This is a genomic window from Pseudomonas sp. AMR01 (genome assembly GCF_041946035.1).
Taxonomy (GTDB): Bacteria; Pseudomonadota; Gammaproteobacteria; order Pseudomonadales; family Pseudomonadaceae; genus Aquipseudomonas; species Aquipseudomonas antarctica_B.
Genome location: NZ_JAUTYR010000004.1, coordinates 272407 through 293515, shown reverse-complemented (window position 1 = coordinate 293515; position 21109 = coordinate 272407). Strand labels below are relative to the sequence as shown.

Below are 21109 nucleotides of genomic sequence, written 5' to 3'. Positions count from 1 at the left end.
CCCGCGTTGGGTTGCGAAGCGACCCTAAAAAGGAAGAATGCGGTGAGTCAGATACTCCTCGGCCGCTGGTTTTGGGGCTGCTTCGCAACCCAACGCGGGGCAAGCCCGCTCGCCACAGGGATAGTATTGGGCGGTATCAGCCAGGTATAGCCGGCTTCCAAAGACCTTGAAGGGCTGGTTCTAACGCCCTGATTTCTTTTACGGCGATGATTTAATTTTTATCGAGTAGAACTAAACTGCCAGTACCTTCCTTGCTGAAGTCTGCGCGATGAGTCAACGCCGTCATCAAATCCTGCCTGCTCGCCCGGAGCTGTTATTGATTCTGGGCAGCGGTCTCACCGTCACCCTGATCGTGGTCATCGTGGCGGCGCTGTTGATCCGCGAGCACGCCAGCACCTTGCAGGCGGCTCAACGCTCGACGAGCAATATCACCGAATTGATCAACGCGGATGTGTTGCGTAACGTCGAACTCTATGACCTTGCCCTGCAAGGATTGATCGCTGCCAGACAGCGTCAGGACCTGGCCGGGGTGTCGGCGGACATACAGCATCTGGTGCAGTTTGATCAGTCCATCGCCGCGCCATTCAAGGGTGAGGTTCTGCTCCTGGACGCCCAGGGCTCAGTGGTTGCCGACTCTTCAACACTCAAGCCGACACCGCGTAATTTCGACAATCGCGACTATTTCCTGGCGCACAAAACCGCTGAGCAATCTGGTTTGTTTATCAGCCGCCCATTCCGGATTCACTGTAATTGCGATCAGGTCTGGCGCATCGCATTCAGCCGGCGCGTGTCAGGCCCCAGCGGCGAATTTGCCGGCGTAGCGGTGGCGACCATGCGCCTGGCGTACTTCGACCAACTGTTTAGCCGCTTGACAATTGGTAACGGCAGCTCGGTCAATCTGCTCAATAATCACGGCATTCTTTTGGCCCAGCAGCCACTGCTGGAGCGGGACATGATTGACAAGGACTTGAGCGACCGCCCTAACTTCAAACGGATGCTGATTGAAGGCAGTGGCAGCTTCCGGGCTGTTTCGGCACTTACCGGCAAAGATCGTCTGTATACCTTTACCAATGTGGGTGCGTTGCCGCTGATCGTGGTGGTGGCGTTGTCCAGCGATGACGTGCTCGCGCCCTGGAAACGCGCCGCGCTGCTGACCACCAGCGCCACCGGCGTGCTCTGCATTGGCCTGCTGTGGCTGACCTGGATGCTGCGAAGGGAACTGCGCCGGCGTCATCGCGTCGAGCAGGTACTGTCAGAACTGGCAGCCACCGACGCCCTCACCGGCTTGGCAAACCGGCGCACGCTGGACCAGCGCCTGCGCCTGGAATGGGACCGCGCGCAGCGATCGAGCGAGTCGCTGACCCTGCTGATGATCGACGTAGACCACTTCAAGGCGTTTAACGACCTCCATGGCCATCAGGGCGGCGACGAGGCCTTGCGCATGGTTGCGCAGGTCATCAGTGGCAACATCCGCCGCCCGGCCGACCTTGCGGCACGTTACGGCGGCGAGGAGTTTGCGGTGGTGTTGCCGCATACCGATGCCAGCGGCGCCTGGGTGATTGCCGAGCATATCCGCAGCAGCGTTGAGCACTTGCCGCGCATGGCCAATGCCGAGCGGCCGATTACGGTGAGTATTGGCTTGAGCACGTGGGATAAGCGCAGCCGTATGTCGCTGGAGACGTTGTTGCTCAGTGCGGATCAGGCGCTGTATGAGGCCAAGCACAGTGGTCGCAATCGTATCGTCGACGCTGGAACATTGTGAGCCGAGCCTGTGGGCTTTTGTCGCGAGCAAGCTTCTGGCCACACATGTGTCTAGTCCTGAAATAGGTTTACACCTGTTTCACGCCCAAAACGCCCGATGCACCGCATCGGGCGTTTTGTATTTCAGGGATAGATGTGGCCGCTCCCCGTTGTATATCTGCACCGATTCATCCACCATTTTCACTGCTTCTGCCAAGTCTTTAGGCCGATGGAGTAGAAACTCAGTCTTCAGAATCCCGTTTACTCGCTCGGCCATAGCGTTCTGATAGCAGTCATAGCCATCAGTCATCGAGCACCGGATTCCATGCCTGGTATGCAACTGCTGATAGAGATCGGAACAGTACTGGGCGCCGCGATCTGAATGATGAATCAGCATCTGATCGGTTTTTCGCTCTCCTACCGCTTTTTCCAGTGCCTTTATCACCGACTGGGTATGCAGGCTTTCATGCACATGATGACCCACAATCTTGCGTGAGTACGCATCTGTCACAAGGCTCACGTAGGCCACGCTTTCCTGTGTAGGCAGATAGGTTATGTCTGCAACCCAGACCTGTTCGGGCCCATTGGCCACGACTTGTTCCGGACCTGCTTTGAGCAGGTTGGGGTGGCGACGGAAGCGATGATGGCTATGAGTGGTCTTGTGATAAGCCCGTTTGCGCGGAACCAGCTCGCGCGCATCACGAAGGATGGTAAACAGACGGTCTCTACCCACGCACAACGACGCAGGAGCTTCGACGCTCATCAAGTAGTGCAGCTTGCGCGTTCCCAGCCTGGGCTGGCGACGCCGCTTTTCCAGTACGAAGTCCACCACCTCTTGGTTTTGGCGGACTCTCGCGTCAAAAGCGCGATTACGCTTGTAATACGCTTGGCGCGAAATACCCATGAACAGGCAATCCCTGGTAATGCTCAGGTCTTGGATTTGCCCTTGCGAGAGGACTTGCCGGGTCGCTTTTTTACGACAGAAACGCCGTAGTCATTTTTCAGAACGTTGACGACGGCTTCAAAGAACTGAGCCTTCTGATTGCTCAGTGCCAGTTGCTCTTCAAGCTCTTTAATCCGCTGCTCGGGTGTCGGCGGGAGGGTTGGCTCGGTCATGGACCTGCTCCTCTGCTCTCGAATTGATGCGCCTTTACTCCAATCCTGTCGACCGTGCTTTCGTAACCAGACCAGCACCGTCGACCGGCCTTGGATGCCATAGCGTCGTTGGGCTTCTTTATAACTCAACTCGCCTTTTTCAACCTGATCTACGACCGATAATTTAAAGGCTAGCGTGTAATCGCGCTGGCTGCGCCTTTTACCCGAATCCATTGAGTCCTCCTGAGGAAAGGTCAGAAGGTGTAAACCTTATTCAGGACGGGACAATGACATAAAAAAAGGCCACCAGAAGGCAGCCTTTTAAAACTAACGAAAAGAGAGTTGTTACTTACACCGCCGCAACGGGACGCATGTAAGAGATCGGTGCGGTGCTGGCATCTTCGAAGGTCACGACTTCCCAAGCATCTGTCTGGGCAATCAACTTGCGCAACAGCTGGTTGTTAAGGGCGTGGCCCGACTTGAAGCCTTTGAACTCGCCTATCAGGCTATTGCCCAGCAGGTAGAGGTCACCGATTGCATCGAGGATCTTGTGCTTCACGAATTCGTCTTCGTAGCGAAGGCCGTCTTCGTTCAGTACACCATCCGCGTCGACCACAATGGCGTTTTCAACGCTGCCGCCGAGTGCGAGGTTGTGCTTGCGCAGGTACTCGATGTCACTCATGAAACCAAAGGTACGGGCGCGGCTGACTTCTTTTACAAACGAAGTGCTGGAAAAATCCACGCTTGCACTTTGGGTGCGGTCACGGAATACCGGGTGATCGAAATCGATCTCAAAGCTCACTTTAAAGCCTTCAAACGGGACGAAGGTGGCGCGCTTGTCGCCGTCTTCTACTGTCACTTCCCGCAGAATGCGAATGAACTTCTTGGCTGCGTCCTGTTCTTCCAGGCCGGCAGATTGAATCAAGAATACGAAGGGTCCAGCGCTGCCATCCATGATAGGGACTTCGGACGCGGAGAGCTCGACGTAGGCGTTATCGATGCCCAAACCGGCCATGGCCGAGAGCAAGTGCTCCACCGTGTCCACTTTCACGTCACCGTTGACCAACGTGGTCGACATCGTGGTTTCGCCAACATTTTCCGCGCGAGCAGGAATCTGCACCACAGGGTCCAGGTCGGCACGAACAAACACGATGCCGGTGTCGACAGGTGCAGGCTTGAGGGTCAGGTATACCTTCTCCCCGGAGTGCAGACCTACACCTGTGGCACGGATAATATTCTTCAGGGTGCGTTGTTTAATCATGGCTTGGACCGCTTCAGCGCAAATTGCGAACTGGTATCAACAAAGGCTGGCGATAATAACAGACCAGACCTTTGCTGAACACCAATCACCTTCATAGCCCTGATACATTCCATTAATCGGCCTGACGACGCAGGAATGCCGGGATGTCCAGGTAGTCCAGATCATCTTGCGGATTCAAGCTACGGGACGCTGCAGCACCGGCCTGAGCCTGGTTGCGCATCACGGTCGGACGGTCCAGATCACGGTAGTTCACCGACGGCAGTTCCTGGCGCGAAGGCGCTGGAGATGCAGCCGCTTGGCTGGTGTGGCTGGCCTGGCTGTTATGCAGGGTATTGTCGATAACCTTCACAGGCTTCTCGATTTTCGCGCCCAGGCCGGTAGCAACCACGGTCACGTGCAGTTCATCACGCATGTCCGGATCGATAACGGTACCGACTTTGACCATGGCGTGCTCGGAAGCGAAGGCTTCGATGATGCTACCCACGTCGGAGTACTCACCCAGGGACAGGTCAGGACCGGCGGTGATGTTCACCAGAATGCCGCGTGCACCTTGCAGGTTCACGTCTTCCAGCAACGGGTTGCGGATGGCCGCTTCAGTGGCTTCACGTGCACGGTTCGGACCGCTGGCGCAGCCAGTGCCCATCATCGCCATGCCCATTTCGCTCATGACAGTACGTACGTCGGCAAAGTCGACGTTGATCATGCCTGGGCGCTTGATGATGTCGGAGATACCGCGAACGGCACCGGCCAGTACATCGTCAGCCTTGGCGAATGCGGACAGCAAGCTTGCGTCCTTGCCCAGGATGGTCAGCAGCTTCTCGTTGGGAATGGTGATCAACGAGTCGACGCTTTCAGACAGCAGACGGATGCCTTCGTCGGCGATCTGCATGCGCTTGCGGCCTTCGAACGGGAACGGACGGGTCACGACAGCAACCGTCAGAATCCCCATTTCCTTAGCCACTTCGGCAATGATCGGGGCTGCACCGGTACCGGTACCGCCGCCCATGCCGGTGGTGATGAACACCATGTTGGTGCCTTGCAGCACTTCAGCAATACGCTCGCGATCTTCCAGCGCGGCTTGACGGCCGACTTCCGGATTGGCGCCAGCGCCGAGGCCCTTGGTCACGGCTGTGCCCAATTGCAGGATGGTCCGAGCGCCGATGCTTTTCAGCGCTTGGGCATCAGTGTTGGCGCAGATGAATTCAACGCCTTCAATGTTGCTCTTGACCATATGGTTGACAGCGTTGCCGCCGCCACCGCCGACACCGATCACTTTGATGACCGGGCTTGCGGGGATGTTGTCTACGAGTTCGAACATGTTCCCTCTCCTTTCGTTATCTCTAGTTTTTTCGCCTACTGCTTACTGCGGTGTTGCGGTAAATCTTTAGAAATTGCCTTTTACCCAAGCCTGCAGCCGCTCGAACAACGGCGTTTTCGCTTCGTCGTCGTTGCTGTTGCGGTAGCTGTCACGGATGCTCGGGCCCGACAGGGAAATGCCGTCGGTCTGCTTTTGCAGCCCGTACAACAGCAAGCCCACACCGGTGGAATAAATCGGGTTGCGCACTACGTCGCCCAGGCCTTTGACGCCATGGGGTACGCCCAGGCGAACCGGCATGTGGAAGATTTCCTCGGCCAGTTCGACCGCGCCTTCCATCTTCGAAGTGCCACCGGTCAGCACAATGCCGGCCGGGATCAAATCTTCGTAGCCACTGCGGCGCAGTTCAGCCTGGATCAGGGTGAACAGCTCGTCGTAACGCGGCTCGACCACTTCGGCCAGAGCCTGACGCGACAGCTCGCGCGGTGGACGGTCGCCAACGCTTGGCACCTTGATGGTTTCACCGGCACCGGCCAGTTTGGCCAGGGCGCAGGCGTAGCGGATCTTGATTTCTTCGGCGTACTGGGTCGGTGTACGCAGAGCCATGGCGATGTCGTTGGTGACCTGGTCGCCGGCAATCGGGATCACGGCGGTGTGACGGATCGCACCTTCGGTGAAGATCGCGATGTCGGTGGTGCCGCCGCCGATGTCGACCAGGCACACGCCCAGTTCTTTTTCGTCGTCGGTGAGTACCGAGTAGGCCGAGGCCAACTGCTCAAGAATGATGTCGTCGATTTCCAGGCCACAGCGGCGCACGCATTTTTCAATGTTCTGTGCGGCGTTGACGGCGCAGGTCACCACGTGAACCTTGGCTTCCAGACGTACGCCCGACATGCCCAGCGGCTCGCGAACGCCTTCCTGGTTATCGATCACGTAGTCCTGCGGCAGGGTGTGCAGCACGCGCTGATCGGCCGGGATCGCCACGGCCTGAGCGGCGTCGAGGACGCGCTCAAGGTCGGCGGCGCTGACTTCACGGTCGCGAATCGCCACAATGCCGTGGGAGTTCAGGCTGCGAATATGGTTGCCCGCCACGCCGACGAACGCCGAGTGAATCCGGCAACCGGCCATCAGCTGCGCTTCTTCGATCGCGCGCTGGATCGATTGCACGGTGGACTCGATGTTCACCACCACGCCCTTCTTCAGGCCACGGGACGGATGCGTGCCGATACCGACGATTTCGATCACACCGTCTTCCCCGACCTCACCGACCAGCGCCACCACCTTGGAGGTGCCGATATCGAGACCGACGATCATTTTGCCGCTTTGCACGTTTGCCATGGGTCCTGCCTCTTCTTAATTCTTCGCGACAGCGGGTTTGGCTGTCGTCGGCGCAGCCGGTTCACGCCAGCCGACGGCAAGGCCGTTGGCGTAACGCAGGTCGACGCTCGCAATGTTCGTAATCTGTTCTTTCAAGGTCTTTTCATAGATGGCAATAAAGCGGCGCATCTTTTCCACCAGGTTGCCGCGTCCCAGCAACAACTCGATGCCCGGGCCGGAACTGCCTGCCCCGGTCGTCAAAAACCAACTGCCCCGTTCACGCAATTCCAGTCGCGCAATCGAGAAACCCAACGGCCGCAGCATCTGGCTCAACGCCTGGTACTGCTGCATCACTTGCTGTTGCGCCCGCTGCGGCCCGAACAACTGCGGCAGGTGTTCGTAGTTGGCCAGTTCACGCGGAGTGAACGCCTGGCCCTGGTTGTTCAACAGCGCGCCATCGCCCCAACGGGCCACCGGCAGTTGTTCTTCCAGGCGGATCGTCACCTGGTCCGGCCAAACACGGCGGACTTCGGCGTGGGCGATCCACGGCATTTGCTCCAGCTCAGCGCGCATACCGGCGAGGTCGATGGTGAAGAAACTCGCCGCCAGGTACGGGCCGATGCGCTGCTGCACGGCTTGCTGGCTGATGTAGCTCAAGTCGCCTTGCACGCTGATCTTGGTGATCGGCCGGTCGGCATACGGCAACAGACGCTGTGCGCCCTCGTAAGTGCCGAAGCCCAACACCACCAGCAGTACCGGCCAGAACAGCGCCTTGATAAAACCAAAGTTGGCTTTGGGCAGGCGCGCCGACATCGGCTCTTTAGCCACCGTCCGGCTGGCACCCCGTGGCACCGGCTTGCGGCCGGGTGCTTGTGGGGGCTGATGACGAAGCGATGCGCCGTTCATGTTCTTAGCCTCGAGGCTCAATACTGGCCGCCAGAATCGCCAGCACCAACTGCTGGAAATCCAGACCGGCGGCACGCGCGGCCATAGGTACCAGGCTGTGGTCGGTCATGCCGGGTGCGGTGTTGACTTCAAGGAACCAGAAATTCCCTTGGTCATCCTGCATCACGTCTGCCCGCGCCCAACCGGCGATACCCAGCGCCTCACAGGCTTTCGCCGTGAGGTCCATCAATTCATGTTCCTTGGTTGCATCGAGGCCACACGGGATCCGGTACTGAGTATCGGAAGCCACGTACTTGGCGTCGTAGTCGTAAAAGGTGTGGGGCGTGCCCAATGCGATAGGCGGCAATACCTGGCCACGCAGGGTGGCGATGGTGTACTCGGGACCGGAAATCCACTGTTCCACCAACACTTGCGAATCGTAGGTACTTGCCGCTTTCCATGCGTCGATCAATTCGGCGGCCGAGTTCACTTTGGCCATGCCGATACTGGAGCCTTCATGGGCTGGTTTGACGATCAAAGGCAGGCCCAGTTCCTCGGCTGCAGAAATACAATCGTCTTCGCTGCACAGAACGCTGTGGCGCGGTGTTGGAATGCCCAGGCTGTGCCAAACCTGCTTGGTGCGCAGCTTGTCCATGGCCAGCGCCGACGCGAGGATGCCGCTGCCGGTGTAGGGAATGCCTGCGCACTCCAACAAGCCTTGCATGCTGCCGTCTTCACCGCCGCGGCCGTGAAGAATGATGAAGGCGCGGTCGATTTTTTCGGCCAGCAAGCGAGCGAGGAAATCATCCCCCACGTCGATGCCAAAGGCGTCTACACCGGCGCTTTGCAGGGCTTCAAGCACGGCGTTGCCAGACTTGAGCGACACTTCGCGCTCAGCGCTCTTGCCGCCGAACAACACCGCTACGCGACCGAAGTCGGCAGGTGCGATTGTGGAAAACAGGGAGCCGTAGTCAGTGATCATTTCGACGTCCCCTTTTGCGCGGCAAACAGTGGGCTCGCGAGTAATTTGGGCGCGAGGCCGCCGATGTCACCGGCGCCCTGACACAGCAGGATGTCACCGGCGCGCAGCAGCGGTTTGACGATCGGCGCCAGGTCCACACCGCGCTCGATGTAGATAGGGTCCAACTGGCCGCGCTGACGGATGCTGTTGCACAGCTTGCGGCTGTCGGCACCCGGAATCGGCTCTTCACCGGCCGGGTAAACTTCCATCAACAAGAGCACGTTGGCATCGGCCAATACATTGACGAAGTCGTCGTACAGGTCGCGGGTGCGGCTGTAACGGTGCGGCTGATAGACCATCACCAGACGGCGCTCCGGCCAGCCACCGCGTACGGCTTTGATCACGGCGGCAACTTCGGTTGGGTGGTGACCGTAGTCGTCGACCAGCATCACGTCACCGCCTTCTACCGGCAGTTGGCCGTAGACCTGGAAGCGACGGCCCACACCGGCGAAACGCGACAGCCCTTCAACGATGGCTTCATCGCTGACGCCCTCATCGGAGGCGATGCAGATGGTCGCCAGAGAATTCAGAACGTTGTGGTTGCCCGGCATGTTCACCGATACATCCAGCGGCTCGCGGTCTGGGCGCAGCACGGTGAAGTAGGTCTGCATGCCTTCCTGGCGCACATTGATCGCACGCACGTCAGCGTCTTCGCTGAAGCCGTAGGTCACGGTCGGGCGTTTGACCAGCGGCAGAATTTCGCGCACTACCGGGTCGTCCAGGCACACCACAGCCAAGCCGTAGAACGGCAGGTTATGCAGGAACTCAACGAAGGTTTTCTTCAACTTGTTGAAGTCACCGTCGTAGGTGGCCATGTGGTCTTCGTCGATGTTGGTGACCACAGCGACCAGCGGTTGCAGGTGCAGGAAGCTCGCGTCACTTTCATCGGCTTCGGCAATCAGGTAGCGGCTGGTGCCGAGCTGGGCATTGGTGCCGGCTGCATTCAGGCGGCCGCCGATGACGAACGTCGGGTCCAGGCCACCGGCCGCGAACACCGAAGCGATCAGGCTGGTGGTGGTGGTTTTGCCGTGGGTACCGGCGACGGCGATGCCGTGGCGGTAGCGCATCAGCTCGGCGAGCATCTCGGCGCGTGGCACCACGGGAATGCGCCGCTCAAGGGCAGTCGCCACTTCCGGGTTGGAGGTGTTCACGGCGCTGGACACTACCAGCACGTCGGCCTCGGCAGCGTTCTCGGCGCGGTGGCCGATAAAGATCTGTGCGCCGAAGGTTTTCAGGCGGTCGGTGACCGGCGACTCTTTCAAGTCCGAGCCGGACACTTGGTAGCCCAGGTTCAGCAACACTTCGGCAATGCCGCACATGCCCACGCCGCCGATACCGACGAAGTGGATGCGACGGATGCGGCGCATTTCCGGTTGTGGCATGGCTTTCTGATTCTCAACCATGGGCCACCTCCAGGCAGATATCGACCACGGTGCGGGTTGCGTCAGGTTTGGCCAGGCGGCGTGCGGTGCTCGCCATGCTGTTGAGTCGTTCCGGTTGCATCAAAACCTCGGTCAGGCGTGCGGCCAAATCGGCGGCGCCAGTCGTTCTTTGCGGCAGCAGGAAGGCAGCGCCCTCCCCAGCCAAATATTCGGCGTTGCGGGTCTGGTGATCGTCGATGGCGTGGGGCAAAGGCACCAGCAAGGACGGCAGACCGGCGGCCGCCAGTTCACTGACGGTCAGCGCGCCGGAGCGGCAGACCACCAAGTCGGCCCAGCCATAGGCATGGGCCATGTCTTTGATGAAAGGCTGTACGTTCGCCTCCACACCGGCTTCGCGATAACGCTGGGCGGTGACTTCATCGTGATTCTTACCTGCCTGGTGAAACACTTCAGGGCGCAACTCCACAGGCAGTTGCGCGATTGCTTCAGGCAGCAACTTGTTCAAGGGCTCGGCGCCCAGGCTGCCACCCAGGATCAGCAGGTGCGGCTTGCGGCCGGCCAATGCCTGGCGGGCGATGTCCATGAACAGCTCGGTACGCACCGGGTTGCCGGTGGTACGCAGTTTGTCCGAGGCACCAAAGGTCTTCGGAAAGGCTTCACACACCCGCGCGGCCAACGGCACCAGCAAGCGGTTGGCAGTGCCGGCGACGGCGTTCTGCTCGTGCACAACGACCGGTACGCCGGCCAGCTTGGCGGCGACACCACCAGGGCCGGTCACATAACCGCCGAAGCCCAGCACACACACAGGCTTCAATTCGCGAATCACCTTGCGGGCTTGCCATACCGCCTTGAGCAACACAAACAGCGCCTTGAGCAGGGACAATTTGCCCTTGCCACGCAGCCCGGTGACGTTGATCAAATGCAGCGGCAAACCGGCATTCGGGACCAATTCGTTTTCGATGCCGCGTGGCGTACCGAGCCAGTGCACGGTGTAGCCACGGTTCTGGAATTCCCTTGCGCACGCCAGGGCCGGGAACACATGGCCCCCGGTGCCGCCCGCCATGATCAGCACGTTAGCGCCCATGGTTCGGCTCCTCGGCAAAATCGCTTTCGCTGAATTCCATCTCTTCGCTGCCCAAATGGGTTCGACTCTCCCACTCGATGCGCAGCAACAAGCCCAGGCACGCGCAGCAAATCACCAACGAACTGCCGCCGTAACTGAGGAACGGCAAGGTCAGGCCCTTGGTCGGCAGCAGGCCGACGTTCACACCAATGTTGATCAGGAACTGGCCGATCCACAGGAACGACAAGCCATACGCCACATAGGCGGCGAAATACTGTTTGGCCCTTTCGGCCCACAAGCCGATGTACATGCCGCGAATACACACGAACACGAACAGGGCGACGGTGCACAGCGAACCGACCACGCCCAGCTCTTCGGCGAGTACCGAGAACACGAAGTCGGTGTGCGCTTCCGGCAGGTAGAACTGCTTCTGCACGCTGTTGCCCAGGCCCACGCCCAGCCACTCGCCGCGACCGAAGGCGATCAACGCCTGGGTGAGCTGGTAACCGGAACCGAACTGGTCGGACCACGGGTCGGTAAAGGTGATCAGTCGCGCCATCCGGTAGGGTTGGGCCTGCACCAGCACCGTCACCGCAGCCACGGCCAGCACCACCATCAGGGTGAAGCGGAACAGGCCAACGCCACCCAGGAACAGCATCGCCGCCGCAGCGCCCATCATCACGACGGTGGCACCGAAGTCGGGCTCCATCAGCAACAGGCCGGCCATCGGCAGCAGCACGATGAACGGCTTGAAGAAGCCCATCCAGCTTTCGCGCACTTCTTTCTGACGACGTACCAGGTAACCGGCGAGATAGATCACCACAAACACTTTGGCGATCTCAGAGGGCTGCACGTTGAACGCGCCGAAGCCGATCCAGCGCATCGAACCGTTCACCTCGCGGCCAATGCCGGGGAGGATCACCATGATCAGCAAGCCAAACGCACCGATCAGCATCATCCAACCCAAGCGCTGCCAGGTGGCGATGGGGATCATCATGGTGACGATGCACGCGCCGAGGCCGATCACCAGGTACACCAAGTGACGGATCATCATGTACAGGGTGTTGCCCGACTGCACGGCGGCCACTTCGGAGGAAGCCGACGTGATCATTACCAGGCCCAGACCGAGCAGCGCGAGGCAGCCGGCGAGCATCGGGAAATCGAGGTCGATACCGCGCCCGGTGATAATCGGCGACGGGTACGGCTTGATGATGTTTCTGAAGTTAATGCTCATGCCAAGGCCTCCACGCCGCGGGCGAACAGCTGGCCGCGCTCTTCGTAGTTCTTGAACATGTCAAAACTGGCGCATGCCGGCGACAGCAGCACGGCGTCGCCTGGCTGAGCCAGGGCTTTGCATTGAGCAATGGCGTCGTCCAGCGAGGTTGCGCGCACGTGCGGCACGCCATCGCCAAGGGCGGCGGCGATCAAGTCAGCGTCGCGGCCCATCAGCACCACGGCGCGGCAATATTCGGCCACCGGACCTTTAAGGTCCTTGAAGTCGGCGCCCTTGCCGTCGCCACCGGCGATCAGCACCAGCTTGCCTGCGATATCGGCGCCGAGGCCTTCGATGGCGGCCAGTGCGGCACCGACATTGGTGGCCTTGGAATCGTTGTAATAGCTGACGCCATTGAGGTCGCGCACCCACTGGCAACGGTGCTCAAGGCCGGCAAACGTGCGCAGGCTGGCCAGCATCGCGTCAAACGGCAGGCCGACGGCGTGACCCAGCGCCAAGGCTGCCAAGGCATTGGACTGGTTGTGCGCGCCACGGATTTTCAGGTCACGCACCGGCATCAGGTTCTGGAATTCGAAGGCCAGGTATTTCTCGCCGTTCTCTTCGCGAATGCCGAAGGCTTTGAAGTCAGGTGTGCCCAGGCCGAAGGTCCAGCACGGCAGGCCCTCACCCATCAGCGGACGGCTCAGGGCATCCTGGCGGTTGACCACCACTTGCCGGGCGCCACGGAAGATCCGGTGCTTGGCCAGGTGATATGCCGGCAGGCCGCTGTAGCGGTCCATGTGATCTTCACTCACGTTCAATACGGTGGCCACTTCAGCACCGAGGTCGTGGGTGGTTTCCAGCTGGAAGCTCGACAGCTCCATCACGTACAGCTCGATGTCGTCGCTCAGCAAATCCAGGGCTGGCGTGCCGAGGTTACCGCCCACCGCCACGCGCTTGCCCGCCGCAACCGCCATCTCACCCACGAGGGTGGTCACGGTGCTTTTTGCATTGGAACCGCTGATGGCGACAATCGGCGCTTTCGCGTTGCGCGCAAACAGGTCGATATCGCCCGACAGCTTCACGCCACGCGCCGCTGCTGCTTGCAGGGCCGGTGTCGCCAGGGCCAGGCCGGGGCTCACGTAGAGCTCATCGGCACGGCACAGAAACTCGACATCCAACTCGCCACAACGCACTTCCACGTGCGGGTAGTCACGGCGCAGCGTGACCAGCTCCGGTGGATTTTCCCGCGTATCGGCCACGGCAAACGACGTGCCCCGGTTCGCCAGGAAGCGAACCAGGGACATGCCGCTCTTGCCGAGGCCGACAACGATGCGGAAGTGGTCTGAAGCGATCAGGGACACTCGTTTCTACCTCAGTTTCAGGGTGGCAAGGCCGAACAGCACCAGAATCACGGTGATGATCCAGAAGCGGACGATCACGCGTGGCTCGGGCCAGCCCTTGAGTTCAAAGTGGTGGTGAATCGGCGCCATGCGAAACACGCGGCGCCCGGTCAATTTGAAGGAAGCCACCTGGATGACCACCGACAGGGTTTCCATCACGAACACACCGCCCATGATGAACAACACGATTTCCTGGCGGACGATGACCGCGATGGTGCCCAAGGCTGCGCCCAGCGCCAGTGCGCCGACGTCGCCCATGAAGACTTGTGCGGGGTAGGTGTTGAACCACAGGAACCCCAGGCCGGCACCGATCAGCGCGCCGCAGAACACGATCAGTTCACCCGCGCCCGGCACATAGGGGATCAGCAGGTATTCAGCGAATTTCACGTTACCCGACAGGTAGCAGAAGATGCCGAGCGCGCCGCCCACCATCACCGTCGGCATGATCGCCAGGCCGTCGAGGCCGTCGGTCAGGTTGACCGCGTTGCTGGAGCCGACGATCACGAAGTAGGTCAGCACCACGAAGCCGATGCCCAGTGGAATGCTGGCGTCCTTGAGCATCGGGATGATCAAGGTGGTTTCCACGGCGCTTGGCGCGGTGGTGTAAAGGAAGATCGCGGCGCCGAGGCCAAACACCGACTGCCAGAAATATTTCCAGCGGCTTGGCAGCCCCTTGGAGTTTTTCTCGATCACTTTGCGGTAGTCATCGACCCAGCCGATGGCGCCGAACAACAGGGTTACCAGCAGCACCGTCCAGACATAACGGTTGTGCAGGTCCGCCCACAGCAAGGTGCTGATACCGATGGACGACAGGATCAGCGCGCCGCCCATGGTCGGAGTGCCGGATTTGGACAAGTGCGACTGCGGGCCGTCATTACGAACCGATTGCCCAATTTGCAGGTTCTGCAGGGTGCGGATCATCCACGGCCCCAGGAACAGCGACAGAGTCAGCGCGGTCAGCACACCCAGAATCCCGCGCAGGGTCAGGTACTGAAAGACCGCGAAGCCTTTGTGGAACTGTTGCAGATACTCAGCCAGCAGCAGCAGCATTAATGTTTCTCCGTACTTGAGCCACACAAGGCCGCGACGACGTTTTCCATCACCGCGCTGCGCGATCCCTTGATCAAAATGGATGTGTTTTTGTTTTGTTCAGCCGCCATCAGTGCCTGGATCAACTCGGCCTGGGTCGCGAAATGCCGCGCACCGAGACCGAAGGCGTCGACGGCGTGCGCCATGTTCGGGCCGACGGCATACAGCGCGTCGACTTTGCCGGCGGCATAAGCGCCGACTTCGCGATGGCCTTGTTCGGCCCAGTCGCCCAGCTCGCCGATATCGCCCAGCACCAGCACCTTGCGCCCGGCAAAGCCTTTGAGCAGGTCAACCGCGGCATTGATGGAGGACGGGTTGGCGTTGTAGGTGTCATCGATCACGCGCATGCCGTTGGTCGACAGTTGCGCCACGGTGCGGCCTTTGACCGGCTGCACCGCGCCCAAACCGGTGGCGATACCGAACAGCGACACGCCCAGGGCGTACGCAGCAGCGGCGGCGGCCAAGGCATTGGCGACGTTATGGTTGCCGAGCAAATTCAACTGCACATGCTCACTGCCCTGCGGGGTGTGCAAGTTGAACGACGGGCAGCCACGGGCATCGACGGTGATGTTGGAAGCATGAAAGTCTGCGGCCGCGTTCAGCACAGCAAACGTCAGGACCTTGCGACCGGCGGCGCGTACACGCCAGGTTTCGAAGGCCTTGTCGTCAAGATTCAATACAGCAGTGCCCGAAGCATCGAGGCCTTCAAGGATTTCGCCCTTGGCTTCGACGATTTTTTCCGGGCCGCCGAACTCGCCAACATGGGCGGTACCGGCATTGTTGATGATCGCAACGTGGGGCTTGGTCAGCGCCACGGTGTAGGCGATTTCGCCGACGCGCGAAGCACCCAACTCAATGACCGCCGCCGTGTGTTCCGGGGCCAGTTCGAGCAGGGTCAGCGGAGCGCCGAAATCATTGTTCAGGTTGCCACGGGTCGCGAGTACCGGCCCGCGCGTGCGCAGTACACCGGCGAGCAGTTCCTTGACCGTGGTCTTGCCGCTGGAGCCGGTGATGGCTGCAACGGGCTTGTCAAAAGCGGCGCGGTTGAGTGCACCCAATTGGCCAAGTGCCAGGCGCGTGTCGGTGACCAGCAACTGCGGCAACGTGGAATCCGTTACTTCCCGCTGTACCAACGCGCCAACGGCACCTTTGGCGGCGACATCGTTCAGGTAGTCGTGACCATCAAAACGCGGGCCTGCCAGTGCGACGAACAACTGGCCCGGTGTGATGTTGCGACTGTCGATACTGACGCCGTCGAAGCTGCAATCGCTCGACAGCACGCGGGCCGAAAGGGCCTGGGTCAGTTCGCTGAACGTCATCGTTTTAAGCATGGGCGATCTCCCAGGCGGTCAAGGCACGGTCCGCCTCAACCAGGTCGGAAAAGGCATGGCGCTCGCCGTTGATTTCCTGGTAGTCCTCGTGACCTTTACCGGCCAGCACTACCACGTCGTCAGCGCTGGCACTGGCGATCAATTGCGCGATGGCGGCGCCGCGACCGGCGACGAAGGTCACTTTGGACGCGTCTTTGAAGCCGGCACGGATGTCGTCAAAGATCTGACTCGGCGCTTCGCTGCGCGGGTTGTCGTCGGTGACGAGCACGCCATCGGCCAAGCGCTCAACGATTTCAGCCATCAGTGGGCGCTTGCCGCGATCGCGGTCACCGCCGCAGCCGAACAGGCACAGCAACTTGCCCTTGGCGTGTGGGCGCAAGGCTAGCAATACCTTTTCCAGGGCGTCCGGGGTATGGGCGTAATCGACCACCACCAACGGCTGAGTGCCGCCGCCAAGGCGCTGCATGCGACCGGCTGGGCCTTCGAGTTTTGGCAGCACGCGCAGGATTTCGTCCAAGGCGTAATCCAGGCCGAGCAATGCGCCAATGGCGGCCAGGACGTTGCTCAGGTTGAAACGACCGAGCAAAGCGCTGCGCAAGTGGTGCTGGCCCTGAGGCGTAACCAAGGTGGCGAGTACGCCTTCATCATTAAACTGGGCTTCGCGGCAATACAGGTACGCGCTGGAATCTTCCAGGCTGTAGGTGATCAGGCGCGCTTCGCTGTCTTCGGCGGCCAATTGGCGACCGAACGCGTCATCGAGGTTGACCACCCGGCACTTCAAGTCATTCCAGGCGAATAGCTTGGCCTTGGCAGCGGCGTACGCTTCCATGGTGCCGTGGTAGTCCAGGTGGTCGCGGGACAGGTTGGTCATCACCGCCACGTCGAATGCCAGGGCAGTGACGCGGCCCTGATCCAGGCCGTGAGACGAGACTTCCATGGCAACCGCCTTGGCACCGGCCTTTTTCAGGTCGGCCAGGGTAGCTTGCACGGCAATCGGGTTTGGCGTGGTGTGCAGGCCGCTTTGCAGCGCGCCGTAAAAGCCGGTACCCAGGGTGCCGACAATGCCGCAATGCTGACCCAGCAGGTCAAGGGCCTGGGCGACCAATTGGGTCACACTGGTTTTGCCGTTGGTGCCGGTCACGCCAACCACATTCAGATGACGGCTCGGGTCACCATAAAAGCGCCCGGCGATATCCGACAGTTGCGCCGCCAAGCCCTTGACCGGAATCAACGGCACGTCAGTGATCGGCAGCACGGTGGCGCCTTCCACTTCATACGCCACGGCTGCAGCGCCGCGTTGCAGGGCATCGGCGATGTGCGCACGGCCATCGTATTTGCCGCCAGGCACTGCCAGGAACAGGTCACCGGCACGTACATTACGGCTGTCCAGGCTCAGCTCGCGGATCAACAGATCGCGACCGGCGTGGGCAAAAATCTTGTTCAGGCTAAGAGACATCAGCCGCGCCCTCCATTGGCTTTTACCGCAGCGGCCGGTGGTCCGGCGTTCGCTTGTTGAGTCGGCGGCAGGTTGTCCGGCGTGATGTTCATCAGGCGCAGGGTGCCGGACATCACTTTGCTGAACACCGGCGCCGATACCAGGCCACCGAAGTAGCCGGCCTTACTTGGCTCGTCGATCACGACGACGATGGCGTAGCGCGGGTCGCTCATCGGGCCGAAACCGGCAAACAGCGAGCGGTACGAGTTTTCGGCGTAGCCCTTGGTGCCCACCGACGTTTTACGTGCGGTACCCGACTTGCCTGCCACGTGATACGCCGGCACCTGGGCACGGAATACACCGCGCGGTGCTTCGATCACTTGTTGCAGCATGCCTTGCATGGTTTTGGCGACGTTTTCCGGAATAACCTGAGTGGCTTTCGGCGCTTCGTCGATATGGATCAGGCTCAGCGGAACCATGCGCCCGTTATTGGCCAATACAGAGAAGGCGTGGGCCAGCTGGATCGCGGTCACCGACAGGCCGTACCCATAGGAAAGCGTGGCGGTCTCGGCTTTTTTCCAGTCGCGGTAGTTCGGCAGGTTACCCACGCGCTCGCCCGGGAAATCCAGACCGGTGGGCTGGCCCAAGCCGATTTTTTGCGCCAGGTGATAAATGGTTTCGCCGCCGATATCAAAGGCGACTTTACTCATGCCCACGTTACTGGAGTTGATCAGGATGCCTGTCAAATCCAGCACTGGACCTTCGCTGCGGGACACGTCACGAATGGTGTATTTGCCCAACTGCAGGGTGCCAGGGTAAACCTCGACTTTGTCGCTGGGTTTCCAGCGCCCGGTTTCGAGGGCGGCACTCATGGAGATGGCTTTCATGGTCGAACCAGGCTCGAACACGTCGATCATCGCGCGGTTGCGCATCATCGCCGGTTGCAGGTTGCGACGGTTGTTCGGGTTGTAGGTCGGCTGGTTGACCATGGCCAGAATCTCGCCGGTCTTCACGTCCATGATCACCAGGCTGCCGGCCTTGGCGCCGTTCTCGATGATCGCGTTACGCAGCTCGCGGTTGGCCAGGTACTGCAGACGCAGGTCAATCGACAACGCCAAGGGCTTACCGGCCTTGGCGTTTTTGGTGACCTGCACATCCTTGATCAGTCTGCCGCGCCGATCCTTGATGACCTGGCGCTTGCCCGGAACCCCGGCGAGCCATTCATCGTAGGCCAGCTCTACGCCTTCGCGACCGTGGTCATCGATGTCGGTAAAGCCGACCATGTGCGCGGTGGTTTCACCGGCCGGGTAGAAACGACGAAATTCCTCGATGCCATAGACACCGGGGACTTTAAGGTCAAGCACTTGCTGACCCTGCTCAGGCGTCAGGCCACGAACAAGGTAGATGAATTCTTTATTGGCCTGGGCTTCGAGACGCTCAGCCAGGGCTTTCGGATCCTGGCCCAGCGCAGCCGCCAGTTCAGGCCATTTTTCCTTGGCAGTTTGCAGCTCTTTGGCGTTGGCCCACAGGGTGGTCACCGGCGTACTGACAGCCAGAGGCTCGCCGTTACGGTCAGTGATCAGGCCGCGGTGCGCAGGAATCGGAATATGACGCAGGCTACGGGCATCGCCCTGGCCGATCAGGAAGTCACGGTCAACCACTTGCAGGTCGATAATGCGCCATACAATCGCGCCGACCATCAAGGCCAGCAAGCCGATCATCAGGCGAAAGCGCCATGGGTAGAGTGCACCCTCAAGTTTCATCATGGCGCCACCATGCGTACGTCGGCCGCGCCAGGGATGTGCATTTTCAGTTGTTCGGTGGCCAGCGTCTCGATACGGCTGTGCGCCGTCCAGGTGCTTTGCTCAAGGATCAACCGGCCCCATTCCGCCTGCGCTTTGTCACGCACACTCAGTTCCCCATAGAGGGAATTGAGCAATTGGCGGTTGTAGTGCGCGCTGTACGACACCGCAATCGCGGAGACCAGTACGCCGATGAACAACAGCAACATAAAGAAGCTGCCGCCCGGCAGGGGCTTGGCGAAAAGCTTGCTCACCGCAACTTCTCCGCGACGCGCATAACGGCGCTACGGGAACGAGGGTTGGCTTTGAGTTCGGCTTCGGAAGCGAACTGTGCTTTGCCATGGATTTTGATTTTTGGCACAAAGGCTTCGAAACGCACCGGCAGGTTGCGCGGCAGGTTATCGGACTCGCCCTTCACCAGCCGACGCATGAACAGCTTAACAATGCGGTCTTCCAGGGAGTGGAAGCTGATCACCACCAGGCGCCCGCCCACTTCCAGGGCTTCCAGAGCGGCCTCGAGGCCGGCTTCCAGATCGCCCAATTCGTTGTTCACGTGAATGCGCAGGCCCTGAAACGCGCGGGTCGCCGGGTTCTTGCCCTTTTCCCACGCAGGGTTGGCGACTTTCAGCACTTCGGCCAGGTCGGCGGTGCGCTCAAACGGCTGTATTTCGCGACGCTCGACCACGGCACGGGCCATGCGGCCGGCGAAGCGCTCTTCACCGTATTCCTTGAACACGCGGGTGATTTCTTCATGGGGCGCGGTGGCGATGAACTGGGCTGCACTGACGCCACGGGTTGGGTCCATGCGCATGTCGAGCGGGCCGTCGTTCATGAAACTGAAGCCGCGCTCCGGGTCATCGAGCTGCGGCGAAGACACGCCCAGGTCGAGCAAAACCCCGGCCACCTTGCCTGCCATGCCGCGCTCGGCGACTTCGGCGCCCAGCTCGGCAAAGCTGCGCTGCACAACGACAAAGCGGCCGTCTTCGGCCGCTAGCGCTTGCCCGGTGGCAATCGCTTGGGGGTCTTTGTCGAACCCGAGAAGTTTACCGGCGGGCCCGAGCTGGCTGAGTATCAACCGGCTATGCCCGCCCCTGCCAAAGGTGCCATCCAAATAGCAGCCATCCGCGCGTACGGCGAGAGCCTCAACGGCTTCGTCAAGCAGTACGGTGATGTGGTTAAAGCCGCTATCAATAGTCACAGGATCAAATCACGCAGTTCATCAGGCATGGCGCCCGGTTGTTGAATAGCAGCCAGGTCAGCTGCAGACACAGCATCCCAGGCATCTTCGTCCCACAATTGGAACTTGTTCAGTTGGCCCACCAGCATTGCGCGCTTATCCAGCTTGGCGTACTCGCGCAGACGCGGCGGCACCAGGAAACGACCACTGCCGTCAAGCTCAAGGTCGACGGCATTACCGATCAGCAAACGCTGAAGGCGGCGGTTTTCTTCACGCAATGAAGGCAGAGCGCGCAATTTGGTTTCAATCAACTCCCACTCATCGAGTGGATAAACACACAAACAAGGATCAACGGCGTCAATCGTGATGATTAACTGGCCCGAACTTCGCGAAACGAGCTCGTCACGATACCGGCTCGGCATAGCGAGACGGCCTTTTGCATCGAGACTGATAGCGTTAGCTCCGCGAAACACAGATGCGTTTCTCCAATTTTTAGCATTTCAAGTTCAAAAAACCCACTTTGTGCCACTTTCCGCCACTTGCGCACACTATAGGAATGCGCCCACCACACCGTCAAGGC

Annotated in this window: 18 protein-coding genes; 1 reads left to right on the top strand and 17 read right to left on the bottom strand. The window is 60.2% G+C overall.

Annotation, left to right across the window (positions count from 1 at the left end):
* Positions 1-268 precede the first annotated feature (268 nt).
* Positions 269-1762 (top strand): GGDEF domain-containing protein, encoded by a 1494-nt coding sequence (locus Q7C20_RS06525; RefSeq protein ID WP_375066437.1) that lies wholly within the window; start codon positions 269-271, stop codon positions 1760-1762.
* A 78-nt stretch (positions 1763-1840) separates the two neighbouring features.
* Here Q7C20_RS06525 and Q7C20_RS06520 read toward each other — a convergent pair.
* The 17 genes from Q7C20_RS06520 to mraZ all read right to left on the bottom strand — a co-directional run bounded on the left by Q7C20_RS06520 (position 1841) and on the right by mraZ (position 21002).
* A protein-coding gene (locus Q7C20_RS06520) for an IS3 family transposase (RefSeq protein WP_375066435.1) occupies positions 1841-3069 on the bottom strand; the annotation gives its coding sequence in 2 pieces (ribosomal slippage) (positions 1841-2718 and positions 2718-3069; 1230 coding nt in all).
* A gap of 115 nt (positions 3070-3184) precedes the next feature.
* Complete coding sequence (gene lpxC / locus Q7C20_RS06515) at positions 3185-4096, bottom strand: UDP-3-O-acyl-N-acetylglucosamine deacetylase (protein ID WP_003216227.1); 912 nt, start codon at positions 4094-4096, stop codon at positions 3185-3187.
* Positions 4097-4208: 112 nt separating this feature from the next.
* Positions 4209-5414, bottom strand: coding sequence for a cell division protein FtsZ (gene ftsZ, locus Q7C20_RS06510; protein WP_348060758.1), 1206 nt, complete (start codon positions 5412-5414; stop codon positions 4209-4211).
* A 66-nt stretch (positions 5415-5480) separates the two neighbouring features.
* Positions 5481-6749, bottom strand: coding sequence for a cell division protein FtsA (ftsA, locus tag Q7C20_RS06505; RefSeq protein WP_348060760.1), 1269 nt, complete (start codon positions 6747-6749; stop codon positions 5481-5483).
* Between the two features lie 15 nt (positions 6750-6764).
* Positions 6765-7634 carry a cell division protein FtsQ/DivIB gene (locus Q7C20_RS06500; protein ID WP_375066432.1) on the bottom strand — a complete coding sequence of 290 codons (870 nt, stop codon included), beginning with the start codon at positions 7632-7634 and terminating at the stop codon, positions 6765-6767.
* 4 nt (positions 7635-7638) lie between these two features.
* Positions 7639-8595: a D-alanine--D-alanine ligase gene (locus tag Q7C20_RS06495; RefSeq protein ID WP_348060764.1), complete on the bottom strand. Its 957-nt coding sequence runs from the start codon at positions 8593-8595 to the stop codon at positions 7639-7641.
* Complete coding sequence (gene murC, locus Q7C20_RS06490; protein ID WP_375066429.1) at positions 8592-10037, bottom strand: UDP-N-acetylmuramate--L-alanine ligase; 1446 nt, start codon at positions 10035-10037, stop codon at positions 8592-8594. The genes Q7C20_RS06495 and murC overlap by 4 nt, the downstream gene beginning before the upstream one ends.
* Complete coding sequence (gene murG, locus Q7C20_RS06485) at positions 10030-11100, bottom strand: undecaprenyldiphospho-muramoylpentapeptide beta-N-acetylglucosaminyltransferase (protein WP_375066427.1); 1071 nt, start codon at positions 11098-11100, stop codon at positions 10030-10032. Before murG ends, murC begins: the two co-directional genes overlap by 8 nt.
* Positions 11090-12313, bottom strand: coding sequence for a putative lipid II flippase FtsW (gene ftsW / locus Q7C20_RS06480; protein WP_375066425.1), 1224 nt, complete (start codon positions 12311-12313; stop codon positions 11090-11092). The genes murG and ftsW overlap by 11 nt, the downstream gene beginning before the upstream one ends.
* Complete coding sequence (gene murD, locus Q7C20_RS06475; protein ID WP_375066423.1) at positions 12310-13656, bottom strand: UDP-N-acetylmuramoyl-L-alanine--D-glutamate ligase; 1347 nt, start codon at positions 13654-13656, stop codon at positions 12310-12312. Before murD ends, ftsW begins: the two co-directional genes overlap by 4 nt.
* 6 nt (positions 13657-13662) lie before the next feature.
* Complete coding sequence (mraY, locus tag Q7C20_RS06470) at positions 13663-14745, bottom strand: phospho-N-acetylmuramoyl-pentapeptide-transferase (RefSeq protein WP_375066421.1); 1083 nt, start codon at positions 14743-14745, stop codon at positions 13663-13665.
* Positions 14745-16115 (bottom strand): UDP-N-acetylmuramoyl-tripeptide--D-alanyl-D-alanine ligase, encoded by a 1371-nt coding sequence (murF, locus tag Q7C20_RS06465; protein WP_375066419.1) that lies wholly within the window; start codon positions 16113-16115, stop codon positions 14745-14747. Before murF ends, mraY begins: the two co-directional genes overlap by 1 nt.
* Positions 16108-17571: a UDP-N-acetylmuramoyl-L-alanyl-D-glutamate--2,6-diaminopimelate ligase gene (locus Q7C20_RS06460; RefSeq protein WP_375066417.1), complete on the bottom strand. Its 1464-nt coding sequence runs from the start codon at positions 17569-17571 to the stop codon at positions 16108-16110. Before Q7C20_RS06460 ends, murF begins: the two co-directional genes overlap by 8 nt.
* On the bottom strand, positions 17571-19313 hold the full coding sequence (locus Q7C20_RS06455) for a penicillin-binding protein 2 (protein WP_348061372.1): 1743 nt from the start codon (positions 19311-19313) through the stop codon (positions 17571-17573). The genes Q7C20_RS06460 and Q7C20_RS06455 overlap by 1 nt, the downstream gene beginning before the upstream one ends.
* The gene (ftsL, locus tag Q7C20_RS06450; RefSeq protein WP_348061363.1) at positions 19313-19606 is read right to left on the bottom strand and encodes a cell division protein FtsL; all 294 of its coding nucleotides are present in this window, start codon (positions 19604-19606) and stop codon (positions 19313-19315) included. Before ftsL ends, Q7C20_RS06455 begins: the two co-directional genes overlap by 1 nt.
* On the bottom strand, positions 19603-20550 hold the full coding sequence (gene rsmH / locus Q7C20_RS06445; protein ID WP_375066415.1) for a 16S rRNA (cytosine(1402)-N(4))-methyltransferase RsmH: 948 nt from the start codon (positions 20548-20550) through the stop codon (positions 19603-19605). Before rsmH ends, ftsL begins: the two co-directional genes overlap by 4 nt.
* Positions 20547-21002, bottom strand: a complete 456-nt coding sequence (gene mraZ, locus Q7C20_RS06440) for a division/cell wall cluster transcriptional repressor MraZ (protein WP_064450756.1) — start codon at positions 21000-21002, stop codon at positions 20547-20549. The genes rsmH and mraZ overlap by 4 nt, the downstream gene beginning before the upstream one ends.
* Positions 21003-21109: the final 107 nt, after the last annotated feature.